Raw genomic sequence first — 17,131 nt, forward strand, 5'->3', positions numbered from 1 at the left:
CCACCTTAGGGTGGAGGACGAGTGGGAGGACTGACTGTGACCGGCACCGGCGATCCGTATCCGTTCGACCTGATCACGATGGGCCGGATCGGGGTGGATCTCTACCCGTTGGCGACCGGCGTACCACTGGCCGAGGCGGAGACCTTCGGCAGGTTCCTGGGCGGCTCCGCGGCCAACGTGGCCGTCGCCGCGGCCCGCCTGGGCCGGCGGGTGGCGCTGGTCAGCCGGACCGGGGCGGACCCCTTCGGCGCGTATCTGCGCACCGAGCTGCGGAGTTTCCGGGTGGACGAGCGCTGGGTGACCGAGGTCGCCGGGCTCCCCACCCCGGTCACCTTCTGCGAGATGTTCCCGCCCGACCGTTTCCCGCTGTACTTCTACCGGCTGCCGAAGGCCCCGGACCTGGAGATCGCGCAGGACGAGGTGGACCTGGAGGCGGTACGGGCGGCCCGCGTGTTCTGGATGACCGGCACGGGCCTGAGCGAGGAGCCCTCACGGGCGGCGACGCTGGCGGCGCTGGAGGCCCGCGACCGGTCGGGGACGACGGTGTTCGACCTCGACTGGCGGCCGATGCTGTGGCGGGAGAAACCGCAGCCGTACTACGAGCGGGCGCTCGCGCACGCGACGGTGGCCGTCGGCAACCCGGAGGAGTGCGAGATCGCCACGGGCGAGTCCGAGCCGTACGCGGCGGCCCGCGCGCTGCTCGCCACCGGGGTGGAACTGGCGGTGGTCAAACGGGGCCCGGAGGGAGTGCTGGCGGTCCACCGCGACGGGACGGTCGCCGAGGCGGCACCGGTCGAGGTGGACGTGGTCAACGGGCTGGGCGCGGGGGACGCGTTCGGCGGGGCGCTGTGCCACGGGCTGCTGGCGGGGTGGGAGTTGGGGCGTGTCGTGCAGTACGCGAACGCGGCGGGGGCGATCGTGGCCTCGCGGCTGGCGTGCTCCAGCGCGATGCCGTTCTCTCACGAGGTGGAGGAGGTGCTGGGGCATGCCGGTGGTGTCTGAGTGGGGGATGGAGTGGACGCGGCTGCGGGTGCTGACGCTTGAGCCGGGCGAGACGTACGGGTTCGCCTGCGGCGACGCGGAATGGATCGTGCTCCCGCTGTCGGGCGGCTGCGAGGTCCGCTGCCAGGGCTCCGCCCCGGACCCCGTGGCAGGTCAAGACGACGGGCGAGGTCGGCCACATCCAGCCCCGCCGGCGTTTGAGGCGCGGGGGTTCGGGGGCGGCGCCCCCGCAGCGGAGCCGCACGTCTTCGCACTGCGGGGGCGCAAGGGGGTCTTCGGCGGGCCCACCGACTTCGCGTACGTGCCCCGGGACTCATCCGTGGAGGTGACCTCCGCCGGCGGGGGCCGGTTCGCCCTGGCCGGTGCGCAGTGTGCGACAAGGCTGCCCGCGCGCTACGGCCCGGCCGAAGCCGTTCCCGTCGAGCTGCGCGGCGCGGGCCACTGCTCGCGCCAGGTCAACAACTTCGCCGCCGCGGGTCCCGCCGGGTTCGCATGCGACCGGCTGATCGCCGTCGAGGTCCTCACCCCCGGCGGCAACTGGTCCTCCTACCCCCCGCACAAGCACGACGAGCACCACCCCGGCGAGGAGTCCCGCCTGGAGGAGATCTACTACTACGAGATCGCCCCGCACGGGGACACCCCCGGCTACGGCTACCAGCGCGTCACGCCCTCCCCGGCCGGGAAGACCGACATCCTGGCCGAGGTGCGGACGGGCGACGCCGTCCTGATCCCGGACGGCTGGCACGGGCCGTCCATGGCCGCCCCCGGGCACGACATGTACTACCTGAACGTGATGGCCGGACCGGGCGGCGCCGGGCCGAGGGAGTGGCTGATCCGCGACCACCCCGACCACGGCTGGATCCGCGGCAGCTGGGAGGGGCAGGACGTCGATCCCCGGCTGCCCTTCCCCCGGGCAGAAGCGGAGGACCACCGATGAGGCTCACCGTCGCGCAGGCGCTCGTACGCTTCCTCGCCGCCCAGTACACCGAGCGCGACGGCCGCCGTCACCGGCTGGTCGCCGCCACCTGGGGGATCTTCGGGCACGGGAACGTGGCCGGCATCGGGCAGGCCCTGCTGGAGACCGGCGGCGCCGGACCGGACGGCATGCCCTTCCTCCAGGGCCGCAACGAGCAGGCCATGGTGCACGCCGCCGTCGGCTACGCCCGCCAGAGCGGCCGGCTCTCCACCCACGCCGTCACCACCTCGATCGGGCCCGGCGCCACCAACCTCGTCACCGGCGCCGCCCTCGCCACGATCAACCGGATCCCGGTGCTCCTGCTGCCCGGAGACACCTTCGCGACCCGGCCCGCCGACCCCGTCCTGCAGCAGCTGGAGGTCCCGTACGCCGGGGACGTCTCCGTCAACGACGCGCTGCGGCCCGTCTCCCGCCACTTCGACCGGGTCACCCGGCCCGAGGCCCTGATCCCGGCCGCCCTCCAGGCCGTACGCGTCCTCACCGACCCGGTGCAGACCGGCGCCGTCACCCTCGCGCTGCCGCAGGACGTGCAGGCGGAGGCGTACGACTGGCCCGGGGAGTTCTTCGCCGAGCGGGTCTGGCGCGTACGGCGCCCGCGGCCCGACCGCGCCGAGCTCGCCGCGGCCGCCGAGGCACTGCGGGGCTCAGCGCGCCCCCTGATCGTCGCCGGCGGCGGCATCCGGCACAGCGCGGCCCAGGCCTCACTCGCCGCCCTCGCCGAGGCCACCGGCATCCCGGTGGCCGTCACCCAGGCGGGCAAGGGCGTCCTCCCTTACGGGCATCCCGCCGACGTCGGCGGGATCGGCCACACCGGGACGGCCACCGCCGCCGGCCTCGCCCGGGAGGCCGACCTGGTCCTCGCCGCCGGGACCCGGCTCAGCGATTTCACCACCGCCTCGGCGACCCTGTTCCGGCATCCCGCCGTCCGGTTCGTCGGCCTCAACCTGGACCCGTACGACGCCCACAAGCTCGCCGCCCGCCCCCTGGTCGCCGACGCCCGCGAGGCCCTCGACGAGCTCCGCCAGGCGCTGGCCGGCCACCGCGTGGACACCGCCTACGAGACGGCGTACCGGCGGGAGGCCGCCCGCTGGGAGGCCCGCGTCGACACCGCCCACGCCGTGTCCGCGGCCGACGAAGAGCTCCCGCCCACCCAGGCCCAGGTCCTCGGGCTCCTCGACGCCCTCGTCGACGGCACCGACATCCTGGTCAACGCGGCCGGCTCCCTCCCCGGCGACCTGCACAAGCTGTGGCGCGCCCGGTCCGCGGACCAGTACCACGTGGAGTACGGCTACTCCTGCATGGGCTACGAGATCCCCGCCGCCATCGGGGTCGCGCTCGCCGCACCCGGCCGGCCCGTGTGGGCGCTGGTCGGCGACGGGACGTACCTGATGAACCCGACCGAGATCGTCACGGCCGTCCAGGAGGGCGTCCCGATCAGGGTGGTCGTCCTCGACAACCACGGCTACGCCTCCATCGGCGGCCTCTCGGGCACGGTCGGCGGCGAGGGCTTCGGCACCGCCTACCGCTTCCGGGCGCCCGACGGCTCGTACACCGGGGACCCCCTTCCGGTGGACCTCGCGGCCAACGCGGCCTCCCTCGGCATGGCCGTGATCCGCACCCGCACCGTACGTGACCTGCGGGAAGCCCTCGCCGAGGCCCGCTCGGCGACGCGTCCCACATGTGTCTACGTACGGACCCGAACGCCCGACACTGTGTCGGGCCCACCCCCGGCACAGGCGTGGTGGGATGTTCCTGTGGCCGAGACCGCGACCCGTAAGGCGGCGGCCCAGGCCCGTGAAGAGTACGACCGGCAAGCCGCGCAGCGACGTCGCCATCTGTGAAGGAGCAATAGGCATGAAGACCGTCAACCACTGGATCGGTGGCAAGACCGTCGAGGGCGCGTCGGGCAACTACGGCCCGGTCACCGACCCGGCCACCGGCGAGGTCACCACGCAGGTCGCGCTCGCGTCGGCCGAGGAGGTCGACGCCGCGGTACAGGTCGCCAAGGAGGCCTTCCTGTCCTGGGGCCAGTCCTCGCTGGCCGCCCGCACCAAGGTGCTCTTCGCCTACCGGGCGCTGCTCGACGCCAACCGCGACGCGGTCGCCGAGCTGATCACCGCCGAGCACGGCAAGGTCCACTCCGACGCGCTGGGCGAGGTCGCGCGCGGCCTGGAGATCGTCGAGCTGGCCTGCGGGATCACCACGCAGCTCAAGGGCGAGCTGTCGACGTCGGTGTCCAACCGGGTCGACGTGTCCGCGATCCGCCAGCCGCTGGGCGTCGTCGCGGGCATCACGCCCTTCAACTTCCCGGCGATGGTCCCGATGTGGATGTTCCCGCTGGCCATCGCCTGCGGCAACACCTTCGTCCTCAAGCCGAGCGAGAAGGACCCGTCGGCGTCCAACAAGCTGGCCGAGCTGATGGCCGAGGCCGGCCTGCCGGCGGGCGTGCTGAACGTGGTCCACGGCGACAAGGTGGCCGTCGACGCGCTGCTCGCCCACCCCGACATCGCGGCCGTCTCCTTCGTCGGCTCCACCCCGATCGCCCGCCACATCCACACCACCGCCTCCGCCAACGGCAAGCGCGTGCAGGCGCTCGGTGGCGCCAAGAACCACATGCTGGTGCTGCCCGACGCCGACCTGGACGCGGCCGCCGACGCCGCGGTCTCCGCCGCCTACGGCTCGGCCGGCGAGCGCTGCATGGCGATCTCCGCCGTCGTCGCCGTCGGCTCCATCGGCGACGAGCTGGTCGACAAGATCCGCGAGCGCGCCGAGAAGATCAAGATCGGCCCCGGCGACGATCCGACCTCCGAGATGGGCCCGCTGATCACGGCAGCCCACCGCGACAAGGTCGCCTCGTACGTCAAGGGCGCGGCCGCCCAGGGCGCCGACGTGGTCCTGGACGGTACCGGCTACACCGTCGAGGGCAACGAGAACGGCCACTGGATCGGCCTGTCGCTGCTCGACAACGTACGGACCGACTCCGATGCCTACCGCGACGAGATCTTCGGCCCGGTGCTGTGCGTCCTGCGCACCGAGACCTACGAGGAGGGCGTGGCCCTCATCAACGCCTCGCCGTTCGGCAACGGCACCGCGATCTTCACCCGGGACGGCGGCGCCGCCCGCCGCTTCCAGCTGGAGATCCAGGCGGGCATGGTCGGCGTCAACGTCCCGATCCCGGTGCCGGTGGGTTACCACTCCTTCGGCGGCTGGAAGGACTCCCTCTTCGGCGACCACCACATCTACGGCAACGACGGCATCCACTTCTACACCCGCGGCAAGGTCGTCACGACCCGCTGGCCGGACCCGTCGGACGCCCCCGCCGGTGTGGACCTGGGCTTCCCCCGCAACCACTGACCGGCGGCCGCCCGGTCGCCCAGCAGGCCTCGTAGGACCGGCCCGCCCCCCGCACCTCACCGCGGGGGGCGGGTTCCGTTTTCCCGGAAGGGTCACAAGCGCGACCAGACGTCAGACGCGGCCGTCCCGGCCCACACGATGTCGCCGTGGCCGTAGCCCGGGACCACGGTGAAGGAGACGCGCTCGTTGCCGCCCGCGCGGATCAGCTCCGCACCGCGCGGGTGGTCGCCGCGGCCCAGCTCGGTGTTGACCCACACCACCTCGGCGGTGATGCGGTCCCAGGCGATCCGGTACGTGTCGTCGTCACCCGCCCAGACCGCGGCGAGGTCCCGCATCAGGGCCGTCGGCAGGAGGCCGCTGCCGAGGGCCGCGGCCGCCGCGTGCCAGGTGGCCAGCGGGGTCAGGGTCAGAGCGAAGCGGTCCTCGGCGGGGGTCGCCCCGAAGCCGTAGCTTCCGGCGCTGTGCCCCTGTGCGTAGATCCAGTTGGCCGGTCCCGGGAGGGCGGCCGTGCGGACCAGCGCGAAGTGGGCGAGCCCGGCGTGGGTGAAGCGCAGCGCCCGGTCCGGCGGCCACGGCGCCGGTGAGACGCCGTCCGGATCGGCCACCGCCTTGGCGATCACGGCCGCGAGCCCCGGATCGACGACGGGGAAGCCCTGCGCGAGCCGGGTGGCGTACGCGTCCCGGGTGTCGGCCGCCCGCACCGCGAGGTCGCCCGTGTACGGACCGGTCGTGTCCAGGGCCACGACCCGGCGCAGCCGCGGCGAGGTGTCGTGCGAGGCCGCGTCCAGCCCGAGGGCGGCCCCGGCCGAGTGCCCGACGTACTGGTACGGCAGCCCCAGTACGGAGTCCAGCGCGCCCACGACCCCGGCCAGGTCCCGACGGTGGGTCTCCAGCCCCCACTCGGCGGTGATCGCGGCCGCCGTGGCGGCGTCCTCGCGCGGGGTGACCCCGACGACGAGCAGGCCCCGGCGGCGCAGCGCGTGGGCGAGGCAGTGGCCGCCCCGGCCGCCCGGAGTGAGGAACTCCGCCGCGAAGTTCAGCCCGCCGCCGGGCAGCAGGTACGCGATCCCCTCCGGCGCCCGCGCCGCGTCCGCGATCACGTCCACGGTCACGGGGGCCGGACCGCCGTCGTCGAGCGGGAGCGTGAGGCGGATCCAGCCGTCGCCGGGCAGGTAGGCGGCGGTGCCGGTGCCCAGGGCGCGCTCGATGCGGGTCAGCAGTCCGATGCCCCCGGCTGCGTCGCCGTGCTGTCGTTCCCTCACAGGTGTCCCCCCTTGAGCCGGTGATGGCCGAATACCGCCACCGGGGACACCTTTGCCGGTCAGCGCGTTCCAGCCAAGTCCATGAGGGGTTCCTCCTGTTCGCTCTCGGCGCGACGGCGCCGCCGCAGCACCCACAGGGTGACGCCCGTGCCCGTCAGCACCAGCAGCAGACCCACGGCGGGCCAGGGCACGGCGAGGAAGTCGGTCCCGGACCGGGAGACGAGATCGGGATGGGCCGCGGCGCCCGCCGTGATCCTGACGGTGACCCGGTCCGACTGGGGCGCGTCCGGCCACGGCTCGGTCAGCTCGATCCGCTGGCCCGGCAGCAGCGCCAGCTTCAGCTCACGCTCCGGCCGGTCCAGCACCCGGCGCCCGAACAGTCCCTGCGCGGAGACCGCCACCTTCGGCTCGACCACCACGTTGCCCCGGTTGACCAGCGTGTACGAGACGGTGGCGCGGGCTTCCCTGACCCAGGGCAGCAGCGGCGCGGACCGGCTGACCCGCACGTCCTCCACGCTCAGCCCCGGCGTGACGGGCCCCGGCACCCGGAAGTACAGCCGGGCGCCCACCGAACGCTTCACCCCGACCTGCACCTTGCCGTCCTGCTGCACGCCCTCCACCGCGGTGCCCAGGGCCACGATCCCGCCCACGTGGTCACCGGGCGTCGCATCCGGCGGAACCGTCACGGTGAAGGGGATGTCCTTGCGGCCCTTGGCGGGCACGGTGACGGTGCTCGCGGTCTGCGGCGCCAGGGTGATCCACGCGCCGACGTCCTTCGGCTTCGTCTCCACCGGGAGCAGGGCGAACGCGCCGCCGGCCGGGGTGTTCACGGCGTCGGTGGCGAAGACCTGGAAGGTCAGCTCCCGGTCCGAGGAGTTCAGGACCGTCACGCTGTCGGAGAGCGTGCTCCCGGCCGCGCCCTGGTGGAAGAAGTACGCGCGATCGGTCATGGCCGCACCGGCCGCGGGCGTCGGGAACACCCCCCACGTGCCGTTGTCCGCGGCCCTCGCCGGGCCGGCCGGGAGCAGGCCCGCGCCCATGAGCAGCAGGCCGAGGAGCAGACCGTACAGGGCGGTGCGGATGCGGCCGGGCGGGCTGCTGCGGATGCGCATGGGCGGTCTCCAGTCGGCGGGGCAAGGGGAAGGGGTGGTGCGGCGCCGGAGCGCCGCACCACCCTGGTGGAGCGTGCCGTGCGGGTGCGGGTGCGGATGCGGATGCGGATCAGGCGATCGAGAAGGTCACGACCGTCTGGTAGGTGTCGGCGAACATGAACGGCGGGAGCTGGATCATTCCGGCGCCGCCGACGGCGAACTCGCCACCGGTCAGCTCGTCACCCCCGGCGGCCTGGGAGGCCACCTTCATCGGGACGTCGGAGATCGCGCCGGGTGTGCCCGCGGTGCAGGTGCTCGGGCTGTCCGGGTTGGTCACCGTGCAGGACGGCTGGATGCCGATCTGCGCCTTCGGCATCGAGTGGCCGGTGGTCTGGTTCAGGAACGGCGTACGCGTCGCCGTCACGTCCCAGCCGAGCGAGCCGCCGCGGAAGTCCTGGACGGTCGCGGCGTTGAAGACGCCGACCACCGACTGGGCCTTGCCGTTGATGGTGACCGCGCCGAAGCTGACGGCCGGCTGGCCGTCCTTCGGTCCCAGGGCCAGCGGCCCGGGGAGGACCTCGACGTCGACCGGGTTCTTCACGCCCGGCTGGTCCTCCATGAACACGAAAGCCTTGTACGGGGTGATCGAGCCGTCGATCCGGATCGCGTCGGCCTTCTTGCTGACCGTGATGCTGCAGGTGGCGGCGCCGGACGCGTCCGCCGTGCCGGTACCGGTGTCACCGGTCGCCGCGCCCGCGAGCAGGGCGGAACAGGTGACGGGACCGGCCGGGAAGTTGGCGCCGTTCACGACCACGGCGGTGCCCGCCGGGCCGCTGTTGGGCGTCAGCCTCGTGGTGACCGGGTCCTTGGGCAGCGCCTCGACCGCGACCGATCCGAGCGAGGCGCTCGGGCGGGGCGCCGGGGTGCAGGTGGTGGTGAAGACCGAACCGGAGAGGTCGGCGTCGGTCACCGCCAGATCGAGGGCGACCTGGACGGTCGTGCCCTCGGTGCCGTCCGGGATCCTGACGGTTCCGGAGAACGCCTTGGGATCGAGCGGCTGCCCCGCGACGACGGACACGGTCTCCGGCGGGCTGGTGACCACCTGGGTGGTCGCGCCGACCTTGAGGGTGATCTTGGACGTGTTCACCGTGGTGACGGAGAACGAGGGGATCAGCGGGCTCGCACCCGGGTCGATCGTGATCGGGACGACGTCGCCGGCCTTGGCGCCGTCGGGCAGCGTGACCGTCCAGTTCTGGTTGCCCGAACCGTCCGGCTGCGGCGCCGGGGCGTCGCAGTTCTCGAAGACGGCCGTGGTCTTGGTCGCGGCCTGCGCGGAGCCCGCCAGGCCCGCCACCGCGCCGGTCAGGGCCAGCGACAGGGCCCCCGCCCCTGCCAGCACCTTTCGAAGATGCGTTCTCGTTCTCACTGGGTCGCGACTCCTTCGTCATGACGAACCCTCCCCCCCACCCGCTGTGTGGGGGAGGCCGAGCCGGTGCGGTGGCCGATATTGACGCGTCATGGTGATGAGAAGTCAATGACTTGCTTTCGCCCGAAGCACACAGAAATTGATGGGCCATCAGGGAGGGGCTGATGGTCCACCGGGTACCGACCGGTCGGGGTGCGCGGGACCCGGCGGCCGGTCCGGCCGTCGGTCAAGGCCATGTTTCGGCCTTGTTCTGCCCTGTTCGGGCTCGTGGGCGGCGGGCGGCGGGCCGGCGAGCGGTGGGCGGCCGGCAGCCGGTGGTCAGCGGGTGGTGGCGGGGACGTGCAGCAGCAGGTTCGGGGTGCCGGCCGGCAGACCGGTGATCCGGTCGGGTACGGCGCCGCGCACCAGCGCCTCGGACACCTGCGCCGGGGTGCGCCCCGCACCGCCGGCCAGGAGCAGCGCGGCGGCCCCCGCCACGTGCGGGGCGGCCATCGAGGTGCCGGAGGAGCGGGCCGTGGCGGTCGCCGAGTCCTTCCAGGCGGAGGTGACGGCCACGCCCGGCGCGAACAGGTCGACGCAGGCGCCGTGACCGGAGAACGGCGCCCGGCGGTCCGCGGCGTCGGTCGCGCCGACGGTGAGGGCCTGCGGGACGGAGGCGGGGGAGCCGCCGCAGGCGTCCTTGCCCCCGTTTCCGGCTGCCGCGACGAAGGTGACACCCGAGGACACGGTCCGCAGGACGGCGGCGTCGAGGGCGCGGCTGCGGCTGCCGCCCATGCTCATGTTGGCCACGGCCGGGGTTCCCGGGGCGCGGGTGGCGTCCTTCACCACCCAGTCGATCCCCTTGATCATGGCCGACAGCCTCCCGTCGCCGCGGCAGTCGGCCACCTTCACCGAGACGAGGGAGACGCCCTTGGCGACCCCGTAGGTCTGCCCGCCCACCGTCCCCGCGACGTGCGTGCCGTGTCCGTTGCAGTCGCGGGAGCTCTCCATGAACACCGCGTTGTGCCCGGCGCGGGCGCGGCCGCCGAACTCCTGGTGACGGGTGTTGATCCCGGTGTCGAGGACGTAGACGGTGACGCCCTCGGCCTTGGTGGCGTACGTGTACGAGCCGTCGAGCGGGAGTTCGCGCTGGTCGATCCGGTCCAGGGACCAGGGGGCGGGCGCCTGCGGCGCGGCCTGGGGCGTGTCGGCGGTGCCGGTGATGTGGGCGGTGTCGGTGGTGCCGGGGGTGTGGGCGGTGCCGGTGATGTGGAAGACGGTGTCCGGTTCCACGGAGGCCACCCGGGGGTCGGCGGCCAGGGCGGCGGCCCGTGCGGCCGTGGTGCGGACGGCGAAGCCGTTCAGGGCGGCCTCGTAGACGTGCCCGACCTCGTCCCCGGCGACCGCGGCCTCGGCGGCCAGGGCGCGGGTCGGGGCGCGGGAGGTGGTGTCCTTGAGGACGACGACATAAGGGGCGGTGGACCCGGAGCCGTTGCCGTTGCCGTGGCCGGGAGCCTGCGGTGGGCCCGTGACGGCGGCCGCGAGCAGGGCGGCCGCAGGGATGAGCGTGGCGAATGCGGTTGCGGTCATGCGGCCGATGCTCTGCGAGGGGCGGTGCGGGCGCGCGGAGGGTGCGCCGAGTGGGCGCACGACACGCCGCCGCCCGGGCTACGGCGCGAGGGGCCAGCCGCGCATCGCGAACACGCCCTCGTCGCGGGCGCCTGCGGCATCGTAGGTGGCCAGCGCCGCCTCGTTGTCGGTGTCGACGCCCACCCACATGCCGTAGCAGCCGCGTCCCTTCGCCTCTTCCGCGAGGGCCAGGGTCAGGGCGCGGCCGATGCCGCGGCGCCGGTAGCCCTCGTCCACGGAGAGCTCGTACAGGCACATCTCGGTGCCCTTGTCGGGGTGGACCATCTCGATGCCGGAGACCATTCCGGCGGGCACGCCGTCGACGTAGGCGATGAGCATCAGGTGCCCGGGGGTGGTGAGGAAGCGCTCGGACCATTCCTGGCGGGCGGGCCCGTCGAAGAGGGATTCGGCGGCCGAGAGCTCGGCGGGTGTGAAGGCCCGGCGGATGTCCATGGCGGTCACGATAATGCGCGCGGAGCCGGTCGCGGGGCGTAGCCGGGCACGGCGTGGCGGGCGGCCCGGAAACTCCCGGCCAGGCGGACGCGATGCCGACTAACCTGTCCGGTTCGTCGAGGACTTGAGGCCGAGGGGGAGAGCCGTGAGGAATGCCGTGGTCACGCCGGGGGGCGACCGGATCCGCTGGGTGGAGCTGCCGGGCGAGGGCCCCGCCCGCGTGTACGTGCACGGCCTGGGGGCCACCTCGCCCGCCTACTTCGCGGCGAGCGCCACGCACCCGCTGCTGGCGGGCCGGCGTTCCCTGCTGGTCGACCTGCTGGGCCACGGGCACAGCGACCGGCCCGAGGGCTTCGGCTACACCCTCGAAGAGCACGCCGACGCGCTGGCGGCCGCCCTCACCGAGGCCGGTGCGGAGGGCGCCGAGCTGATCGCCCACAGCATGGGCGGAGCCGTGGCCATCGTGCTGGCCGACCGCCACCCCCGCCTGGTGTCCCGGCTGGTGCTCGTCGACGCCAACCTCGATCCCGTGCGGCCCCGCCCCGTCGCCCCCGGGAGCAGCGGGATCGCCTCCTACACCGAGGAGGAGTTCCTCGCCGGCGGATGGGCCGAGGTGCGCGACAGGGCCGGCGCGCACTGGTGGTCCACGATGCGGCTGGCGGGCCGTACCGCCCTGTACCGCAGCGCCGTCCACCTCGCGGCGGGCACCACCCCCACCATGCGCGAGCTGCTGCTGGAGCTGAGGATCCCGCGCACCTTCCTGCTGCCCGAGGCGGACGCCCCGCTCCCGGGCGCCGACGCCCTCCGGGCCGCGGGCGTCGCCGTGGTTTCCGTCCCCGACTGCGGGCACAACATCATGCTGGACAACCCGGAAGCCTTCGCCCGGGCCGCCGCCACGGCCCTGGTCGCGGGCCACTAGGCATCGCCCTTCAGGCGTCGCCTCTAGGGCACGGCTTCCAGTAGTTCCATGTCCCCGGGCGACAGCCGCAGCGCGCCGGCGGCGATGTTCTGCGCCAGGTGACCGGGGTTCGACGTACCGGGGATGGCCAGGACGTTCGGCCCGCGGTGCAGCGTCCAGGCCAGCCGGATCTGCGCGGGTGTCACCCCGTGCGCGCGGGCGACCGCGCGCAGCGCTTCGTCGTGGGCGTCGTCCGCGGGTGCCTCGCGCCGGTGCCCCGAGATCGCGAAGAACGGCACGAAGGCGATGCCCTGCCGGCGGCAGCTGTCCATCAGGCCGGTGGCGTCGGCGCGCCGCTGTCCCAGGCCGTACGGATTCTGCACGCAGACCACGGGCGCGATGTCCTGCGCCTCGGCGAGCTGCTCGGGAGTGACGCACGACAGGCCCAGATGGCGGATGAGCCCGGCCTGCCGGAGTTCGGCCAGCGCACCGAAGTGCTCCGCGAGCGACACGACCCCGTTCAGGCGCAGGTTGACGACATCGAGGTGGTCCCGGCCGAGCTGACGCAGATTCTCCTCGACCTGTCCGCGCAGCTGCCCGGGCTCGGCCATCCCCAGCCATGCACCCGAGGGATCCCGGCCCGGTCCGACCTTCGTGACGATGACCAGGTCGTCGGGGTACGGCGCCAGGGCCCGGTTGACGAGCTCGTTGGCGGAGCGCAGCGGCGAGAAGTAGAACGAGGCGGTGTCGATGTGGTTCACCCCGTGGTCGACCGCGCTCCGCAGGATCCCGACGGCCACCCCCCGGTCGATCGGAGCGCCGTCGGAGTTGCCGCTCATCCCGTTGCCGGTCAGCCTCATCGTGCCGAACCCGAGGCGGTTCACCTCCAGGTCTCCGAGCCTCCAGGTGCCCGCCGTCGCCGCCGTGAGCGTCACTGATCCCATGGTGTCCCGCTTCCGTGCCCGTGGTCGTCGTACCGGCAGCCGCGACCGGTCGGGGCCGCCGCCGCGCTCCGGGAGTATGGGACGGGGACCGACGTGGTGAGAAGGCGTACCGGGGTAGCGAAAGATCACACCCGGGACGGGAACTCGGCTCCGGTGAAAACCCGTTGGACCTTGTGCAAGGGCTCGCGGGTGAACCGGCCGCGCGGCCCGCAGCCCGCTAGCCCTGGGCGTGCGGGGAAGGGGTGCCGTCGGTCCAGGCGTAGACACGCTTGCCGCGCACGACGACCTGGTACTGGCGGAAGTCCCGGCACTCGGAGCGGACTTCGGCCCGCAGCTCGTTCGGCCACCACCTGGCGTGCAGCTCCGGGGCGCCCTGCTGCTTCGGCGTGCCCGCCGTGCACTGCGGGCCGTCCAGCGGGGTTTTGCCCAGGTCGAACCGTATGAGCCGGGCCTCCCCGGTGGTGCGCACGCGTATACGGACGTCGGTGGCGTCCTTGGGTATCCAGGACGGCAGGGCGAAGGGTGCTTTCGCGCGCGTCGGGGCGTCGGCGGCGGTCGCGAAACGCTTGCCCTTCTCCTTGTGCACCTTGTGGTCGATGGTGTCCGTCACGGGGTTCGGCGGCAGGTTGGGCAGGGCGAAGGCGGCGGTGGCGAGCACTCCCACGGTGGCGGCGGCGATGACGAGCGGGCGGCGTTTCATGCCTTCCAGTCTCGGCGAGGAGATGCCGTTCGCGCGTCCCTCGTCAGAACGAACCGTGGCCCGGCCGAAGGTCTCACACGGCGTCATACATGGGAGGGTTGCCGGTGACGACCGCGTCACACGCAGTGACCGGGGGCCGTGCAGGAGCCGCGGGCCGCACAGTAACCGGGCGGCGCCCGGCCCCGTTGGCCGGTTGACCGTCCGCCCGGCCCCCCTCCCGAGGACCCCCCATGCGCCGTCGCCGCCTCCTGCCCGCCCTCGCGACCGCCACGGCCACCGCCGTGCTCGCCCTCTCGCCCGCTGCCTGGGCCGCACCCGAGGTCCCGGCCGACAAACCGCAGGTGCTGAGCCGCTGGACGCAGCCCAGCGCCGCCAGTTACGAGGCCTGGGCCGACGCGCGCGAGCACCGCGCCGCCTGGGCCGCGTACGGCTTCGACTGGTCGACCGACCAGTGCACGACCTCCCCGGACAACCCCTTCGGCTTCCCCTTCGCGGCGGCCTGCGCCCGCCACGACTTCGGCTACCGCAACCACCGGGCGGCCGGGCTGTTCCCGGCCGCCAAGGCCCGGCTCGACGACGCGTTCCACGCGGACATGAAGCGGGTGTGCGCCCGTTACACGGGCAGCCTCAAGCGTTCGTGCGACGGCACCGCCTGGACGTACTACCAGGCGGTCAGGCTCCTCGGTATTTCCTAGTGCTGTGACCCGGTGAACCTTTCCGGTCGCAGCACTAGCGACCGCAGGCGTTCACACACAGAGCGCGTTCGCACGCAGAGCGCGTTTACACACAGAGTGAGTTCACACCCAGAGCACGTTCACACGCAGAGCACGGGGACCCGCTGGACCAGGTTGTTGGCGAAACCGCCGCGGTTCCACGGCTGTTCGAGTGGCTGGGTGCGTCCCTGGGTGTCCGTGGCGCGGACGGTGAGCGTGTGGCGGCCCGGTACGGCCGTCCACACGCAGCTCCACGCCTGCCACGCCCACGGATGCGCCCCTGGCGCCGCGACCTCGGCCGCCGCCCAGTTCAGGCCGTCGTCGGCGCTCACCTCCACCCGGGCCACGGCCCCGTGGCCGGACCACGCCCGCCCCGCGAGACGCACCGGGCCGGGGTGCACGACACGGGTGCGCGACATGAAGTCGGGGAAGCCCGGCGGGGCCATCAGGGCACGCGGCGCGATACGGGTCACCGGTTCCCCGGGGTCGTCCGGATCGTCGGCGGACCGCCGCAAGCGGTAGGCCACGGACTGCTGGAACCCGGTGAACGGCGTGTCGACGAGGGTGATGTCCCGCAGCCACTTGACGTGCGCCATGCCGTACCAGCCCGGTACGACCAGCCGCAGCGGATACCCGTGCTGCGGCGGCAGGAGCCGGCCGTTCATGGCGTAGGCGATCAGCACACCCGAGTCCTCCCCGGTGGCGTACGGCAGCGGCAGGCTGCGCCGGTAGTCCTGCTCGACACCGCGCTCCACACCGTGGTCGGCCCCGGTGAACACCGCTTCGACGGCATCGGGCCGCACCCCCGCCCCCTCCAGTACGAGACCCAGCGGGACCCCGGTCCAGTCGGCCGTGCCCACCGCCTCGACCAGCCACGGCTGGCTGACCGGCCGGGGGGACAGGAGCGCCCGGCCGTTGCCCGCGCACTCCATCGTGACGCGGCGGGTGACGGGGGGGAACGCCCGCAGCAGGCCGAGATCCAGCGACAGCGGCGTGTCGACCAGGCCGCCCACGGTCAGCCGCCAGCCGTCCGCGTCGGCGGCGGGGATGTCGTAGTGGACCAGGACGTAGTGCAGCCCGGGCGGCGTGACCTCGTAGCGCAGGGCCTCCAGCGGCAGGCCGTGGTTGCGGGCCGCGAGCGCCAGCTCCTCCTGGCCGATGCCCTCACCGGCGGGGGCGATGCGCGCCGGGGCGCTGATGTCGCGCACGGACGCCTCTTCCATCTCCCCATGGTCGCGCGCCCCGCCCCGCAGGGCATGTCGTCGCCCGCGGGCCACCCGTCACAGGTGCCGGATGAACCAGTCGCGGGCCAGGGCGGCCACCTCGTCCAGGGCGCCCGGCTCCTCGAAGAGGTGCGTGGCTCCCGGGACGACCTCCAGCCGGGTCTCGCAGAGCAGCTCCCGCTGCGCGGCGCGGTTGAGTTCCAGCACGGTGGTGTCGCGGCCGCCGACGACGAGCAGGGTGGGCGCCCGTACGGAGGCCAGCCGGGGCCCGGCGAGGTCGGGCCGGCCGCCGCGCGAGACCACGGCGCCGATGTCGGCGTCGGCGGCGGACGCGGCCCACAGCGCGGCCGCGGCCCCGGTGCTCGCGCCGAAGTAGCCGACCGGGAGGGGCGCGCGCCGGCGGAGCCAGGCGGTGGCGGCCGCGAGCCGTCCGGCCAGCGGCTCGATGTCGAAGACGTTGGCCCGGTCGGCCTCCTCGGCGGGCGTCAGCAGGTCGAAGAGCAGGGTGCCCAGGCCCGCCCGGTTCAGGTCCGCCGCGACCGTCCGGTTGCGCGGGCTGCGACGGCTGCTGCCGGAACCGTGGGCGAACACCACGACCGCCCCGGCCCCCTCCGGCAGGGCCAGGTCCCCGGCCAGAGCGAGACCGCCGGCGTCCACCTCGACCTCGACGGCCCGGGCGGCCTCGACGGCGCCGACGCTCCCGACGGCCCGCGCGGGCCGTGGGCCGGCCGCCGCCTGCGCCAGCAGGGAGACGACCTCCTCGTCGGAGGTCTGGGAGAAGTCCCGGTACCACTCGCCGACGGCCCGGAAGGCGCGCGGCGCGGAGAGGCACACCACCTCGTCGGTCTCCTCGCGCAGCCGGGCGACCGCGTCGGGCGGGGCCACCGGGACGGCCAGCACCACACGGGCCGCGCCCTGCGCCCGTACGACCTGGCAGGCGGCGGCCGCCGTGGCTCCGGTGGCGATCCCGTCGTCGACCACGATCACCGTCCGCCCGTCGAGGGCCACCCGGGGCCGGTCGCCGCGGAACCTGCGGGCCCGCCGGGCGAGCTCCGCCTCCTCGGCGCGCTCGACCGCCTCCAGGTCCTCGCGCGTGACGCGGCTGCTGCGGACGATGTCCTCGCTGATGACCCGTACGCCGCCCTCGCCGATCGCCCCGAAGCCGAGCTCGCGGTGGTGCGGGACACCGAGCTTGCGGACCACGATCACGTCGAGCGGGGCGCCGAGGGCCCGGGCCACGGGGAAGGCCACCGGGACGCCGCCGCGGGGCAGGCCCAGTACGACGGGACGTTCCTCGTGCAGATGGCGGAGGGCTGCGGCGAGCCGCTCCCCGGCGTCCGCGCGGTCGGTGAAGAGCACGGGGGTTCACCCCCAACCCGAGGGGAGACGGGACCACGCACCCCCCTCCTTCCGACGCAACCCCACGCGGGGGATTCCCGCAAGTCGGGGAGGGCGGCGGACCGCGCCACGGACCCCCGGCG

At 74.0% G+C, this 17,131-nt stretch carries 15 protein-coding genes; 6 read left to right on the forward strand and 9 right to left on the reverse strand.

Going from position 1 to position 17,131, the window contains the following annotated elements:
* The first annotated feature begins 21 nt into the window (after nucleotides 1–21).
* The 4 genes from iolC to AAT21_RS01185 are packed head-to-tail and all read left to right on the forward strand — an operon-like array spanning nucleotide 22 to nucleotide 5,332.
* Complete coding sequence (gene iolC / locus AAT21_RS01170) at nucleotides 22–1,002, forward strand: 5-dehydro-2-deoxygluconokinase (RefSeq protein ID WP_268768160.1); 981 nt, start codon at nucleotides 22–24, stop codon at nucleotides 1,000–1,002.
* Nucleotides 986–1,939: a 5-deoxy-glucuronate isomerase gene (gene iolB, locus AAT21_RS01175; RefSeq protein WP_046774847.1), complete on the forward strand. Its 954-nt coding sequence runs from the start codon at nucleotides 986–988 to the stop codon at nucleotides 1,937–1,939. The genes iolC and iolB overlap by 17 nt, the downstream gene beginning before the upstream one ends.
* Nucleotides 1,936–3,819, forward strand: coding sequence for a 3D-(3,5/4)-trihydroxycyclohexane-1,2-dione acylhydrolase (decyclizing) (gene iolD, locus AAT21_RS01180; protein ID WP_046774848.1), 1,884 nt, complete (start codon nucleotides 1,936–1,938; stop codon nucleotides 3,817–3,819). The genes iolB and iolD overlap by 4 nt, the downstream gene beginning before the upstream one ends.
* Nucleotides 3,820–3,832: 13 nt before the next feature.
* Complete coding sequence (locus AAT21_RS01185; protein ID WP_046774849.1) at nucleotides 3,833–5,332, forward strand: CoA-acylating methylmalonate-semialdehyde dehydrogenase; 1,500 nt, start codon at nucleotides 3,833–3,835, stop codon at nucleotides 5,330–5,332.
* Nucleotides 5,333–5,424: 92 nt separating this feature from the next.
* Here AAT21_RS01185 and AAT21_RS01190 read toward each other — a convergent pair whose 3' ends face one another.
* The 5 genes from AAT21_RS01190 to AAT21_RS01210 form a co-directional block, all read right to left on the reverse strand.
* A complete protein-coding gene (locus tag AAT21_RS01190; protein WP_046774850.1) occupies nucleotides 5,425–6,594 on the reverse strand; it encodes a hypothetical protein in 1,170 nt (389 codons plus the stop codon).
* 59 nt (nucleotides 6,595–6,653) lie between these two features.
* The gene (locus AAT21_RS01195; protein ID WP_052757608.1) at nucleotides 6,654–7,706 is read right to left on the reverse strand and encodes a WxL protein peptidoglycan domain-containing protein; all 1,053 of its coding nucleotides are present in this window, start codon (nucleotides 7,704–7,706) and stop codon (nucleotides 6,654–6,656) included.
* 109 nt (nucleotides 7,707–7,815) lie between these two features.
* A complete protein-coding gene (locus AAT21_RS01200; RefSeq protein ID WP_235438640.1) occupies nucleotides 7,816–9,111 on the reverse strand; it encodes a hypothetical protein in 1,296 nt (431 codons plus the stop codon).
* A 318-nt stretch (nucleotides 9,112–9,429) separates the two neighbouring features.
* A complete protein-coding gene (locus AAT21_RS01205; RefSeq protein WP_046774851.1) occupies nucleotides 9,430–10,680 on the reverse strand; it encodes a S8 family peptidase in 1,251 nt (416 codons plus the stop codon).
* Between the two features lie 78 nt (nucleotides 10,681–10,758).
* Nucleotides 10,759–11,172 carry a GNAT family N-acetyltransferase gene (locus AAT21_RS01210; protein ID WP_046774852.1) on the reverse strand — a complete coding sequence of 138 codons (414 nt, stop codon included), beginning with the start codon at nucleotides 11,170–11,172 and terminating at the stop codon, nucleotides 10,759–10,761.
* Between the two features lie 145 nt (nucleotides 11,173–11,317).
* On the opposite strand from AAT21_RS01210, the gene AAT21_RS01215 reads away from it, so the two are divergent.
* The gene (locus AAT21_RS01215; protein WP_046774853.1) at nucleotides 11,318–12,091 is read left to right on the forward strand and encodes an alpha/beta fold hydrolase; all 774 of its coding nucleotides are present in this window, start codon (nucleotides 11,318–11,320) and stop codon (nucleotides 12,089–12,091) included.
* A 23-nt stretch (nucleotides 12,092–12,114) separates the two neighbouring features.
* Here the strand turns inward: AAT21_RS01215 and AAT21_RS01220 are convergent, their stop codons facing one another.
* Complete coding sequence (locus AAT21_RS01220) at nucleotides 12,115–13,014, reverse strand: oxidoreductase (protein WP_046774854.1); 900 nt, start codon at nucleotides 13,012–13,014, stop codon at nucleotides 12,115–12,117.
* A 217-nt stretch (nucleotides 13,015–13,231) separates the two neighbouring features.
* Nucleotides 13,232–13,714 carry a hypothetical protein gene (locus AAT21_RS01225; protein WP_046774855.1) on the reverse strand — a complete coding sequence of 161 codons (483 nt, stop codon included), beginning with the start codon at nucleotides 13,712–13,714 and terminating at the stop codon, nucleotides 13,232–13,234.
* Between the two features lie 230 nt (nucleotides 13,715–13,944).
* Between AAT21_RS01225 and AAT21_RS01230 the strand changes: the two genes are divergently transcribed.
* Nucleotides 13,945–14,409: a phospholipase gene (locus AAT21_RS01230; RefSeq protein ID WP_046774856.1), complete on the forward strand. Its 465-nt coding sequence runs from the start codon at nucleotides 13,945–13,947 to the stop codon at nucleotides 14,407–14,409.
* 119 nt (nucleotides 14,410–14,528) lie between these two features.
* On the opposite strand, the gene AAT21_RS01235 is transcribed toward AAT21_RS01230, so the two are convergent.
* Both AAT21_RS01235 and AAT21_RS01240 read right to left on the reverse strand, forming a co-directional pair.
* Entirely contained in the window at nucleotides 14,529–15,650 is a 1,122-nt protein-coding gene (locus tag AAT21_RS01235; RefSeq protein ID WP_046774857.1) for a sulfite oxidase, read from the reverse strand.
* 57 nt (nucleotides 15,651–15,707) lie between these two features.
* The gene (locus AAT21_RS01240; RefSeq protein WP_046774858.1) at nucleotides 15,708–17,009 is read right to left on the reverse strand and encodes a phosphoribosyltransferase family protein; all 1,302 of its coding nucleotides are present in this window, start codon (nucleotides 17,007–17,009) and stop codon (nucleotides 15,708–15,710) included.
* Between the last annotated feature and the right edge of the window lie 122 nt (nucleotides 17,010–17,131).

Origin of the sequence: Streptomyces yangpuensis (assembly GCF_001005295.1) — a bacterium.
GTDB classification, from domain to species: Bacteria; Actinomycetota; Actinomycetes; order Streptomycetales; family Streptomycetaceae; genus Streptomyces; species Streptomyces yangpuensis.

What these genes read in the sequence shown, in the direction of transcription:
- iolB (WP_046774847.1), top strand. Translation starts at nt 986, where the DNA reads ATGCCGGTGGTGTCTGAGTGGGGGATGGAGTGGACGCGGCTGCGGGTG.
- iolD (WP_046774848.1), top strand. Translation starts at nt 1,936, where the DNA reads ATGAGGCTCACCGTCGCGCAGGCGCTCGTACGCTTCCTCGCCGCCCAG.
- AAT21_RS01185 (WP_046774849.1), top strand. Translation starts at nt 3,833, where the DNA reads ATGAAGACCGTCAACCACTGGATCGGTGGCAAGACCGTCGAGGGCGCG.
- AAT21_RS01195 (WP_052757608.1), bottom strand. Translation starts at nt 7,706, where the DNA reads ATGCGCATCCGCAGCAGCCCGCCCGGCCGCATCCGCACCGCCCTGTAC.
- AAT21_RS01205 (WP_046774851.1), bottom strand. Translation starts at nt 10,680, where the DNA reads ATGACCGCAACCGCATTCGCCACGCTCATCCCTGCGGCCGCCCTGCTC.
- AAT21_RS01210 (WP_046774852.1), bottom strand. Translation starts at nt 11,172, where the DNA reads ATGGACATCCGCCGGGCCTTCACACCCGCCGAGCTCTCGGCCGCCGAA.
- AAT21_RS01220 (WP_046774854.1), bottom strand. Translation starts at nt 13,014, where the DNA reads ATGGGATCAGTGACGCTCACGGCGGCGACGGCGGGCACCTGGAGGCTC.
- AAT21_RS01225 (WP_046774855.1), bottom strand. Translation starts at nt 13,714, where the DNA reads ATGAAACGCCGCCCGCTCGTCATCGCCGCCGCCACCGTGGGAGTGCTC.
- AAT21_RS01230 (WP_046774856.1), top strand. Translation starts at nt 13,945, where the DNA reads ATGCGCCGTCGCCGCCTCCTGCCCGCCCTCGCGACCGCCACGGCCACC.
- AAT21_RS01235 (WP_046774857.1), bottom strand. Translation starts at nt 15,650, where the DNA reads ATGGAAGAGGCGTCCGTGCGCGACATCAGCGCCCCGGCGCGCATCGCC.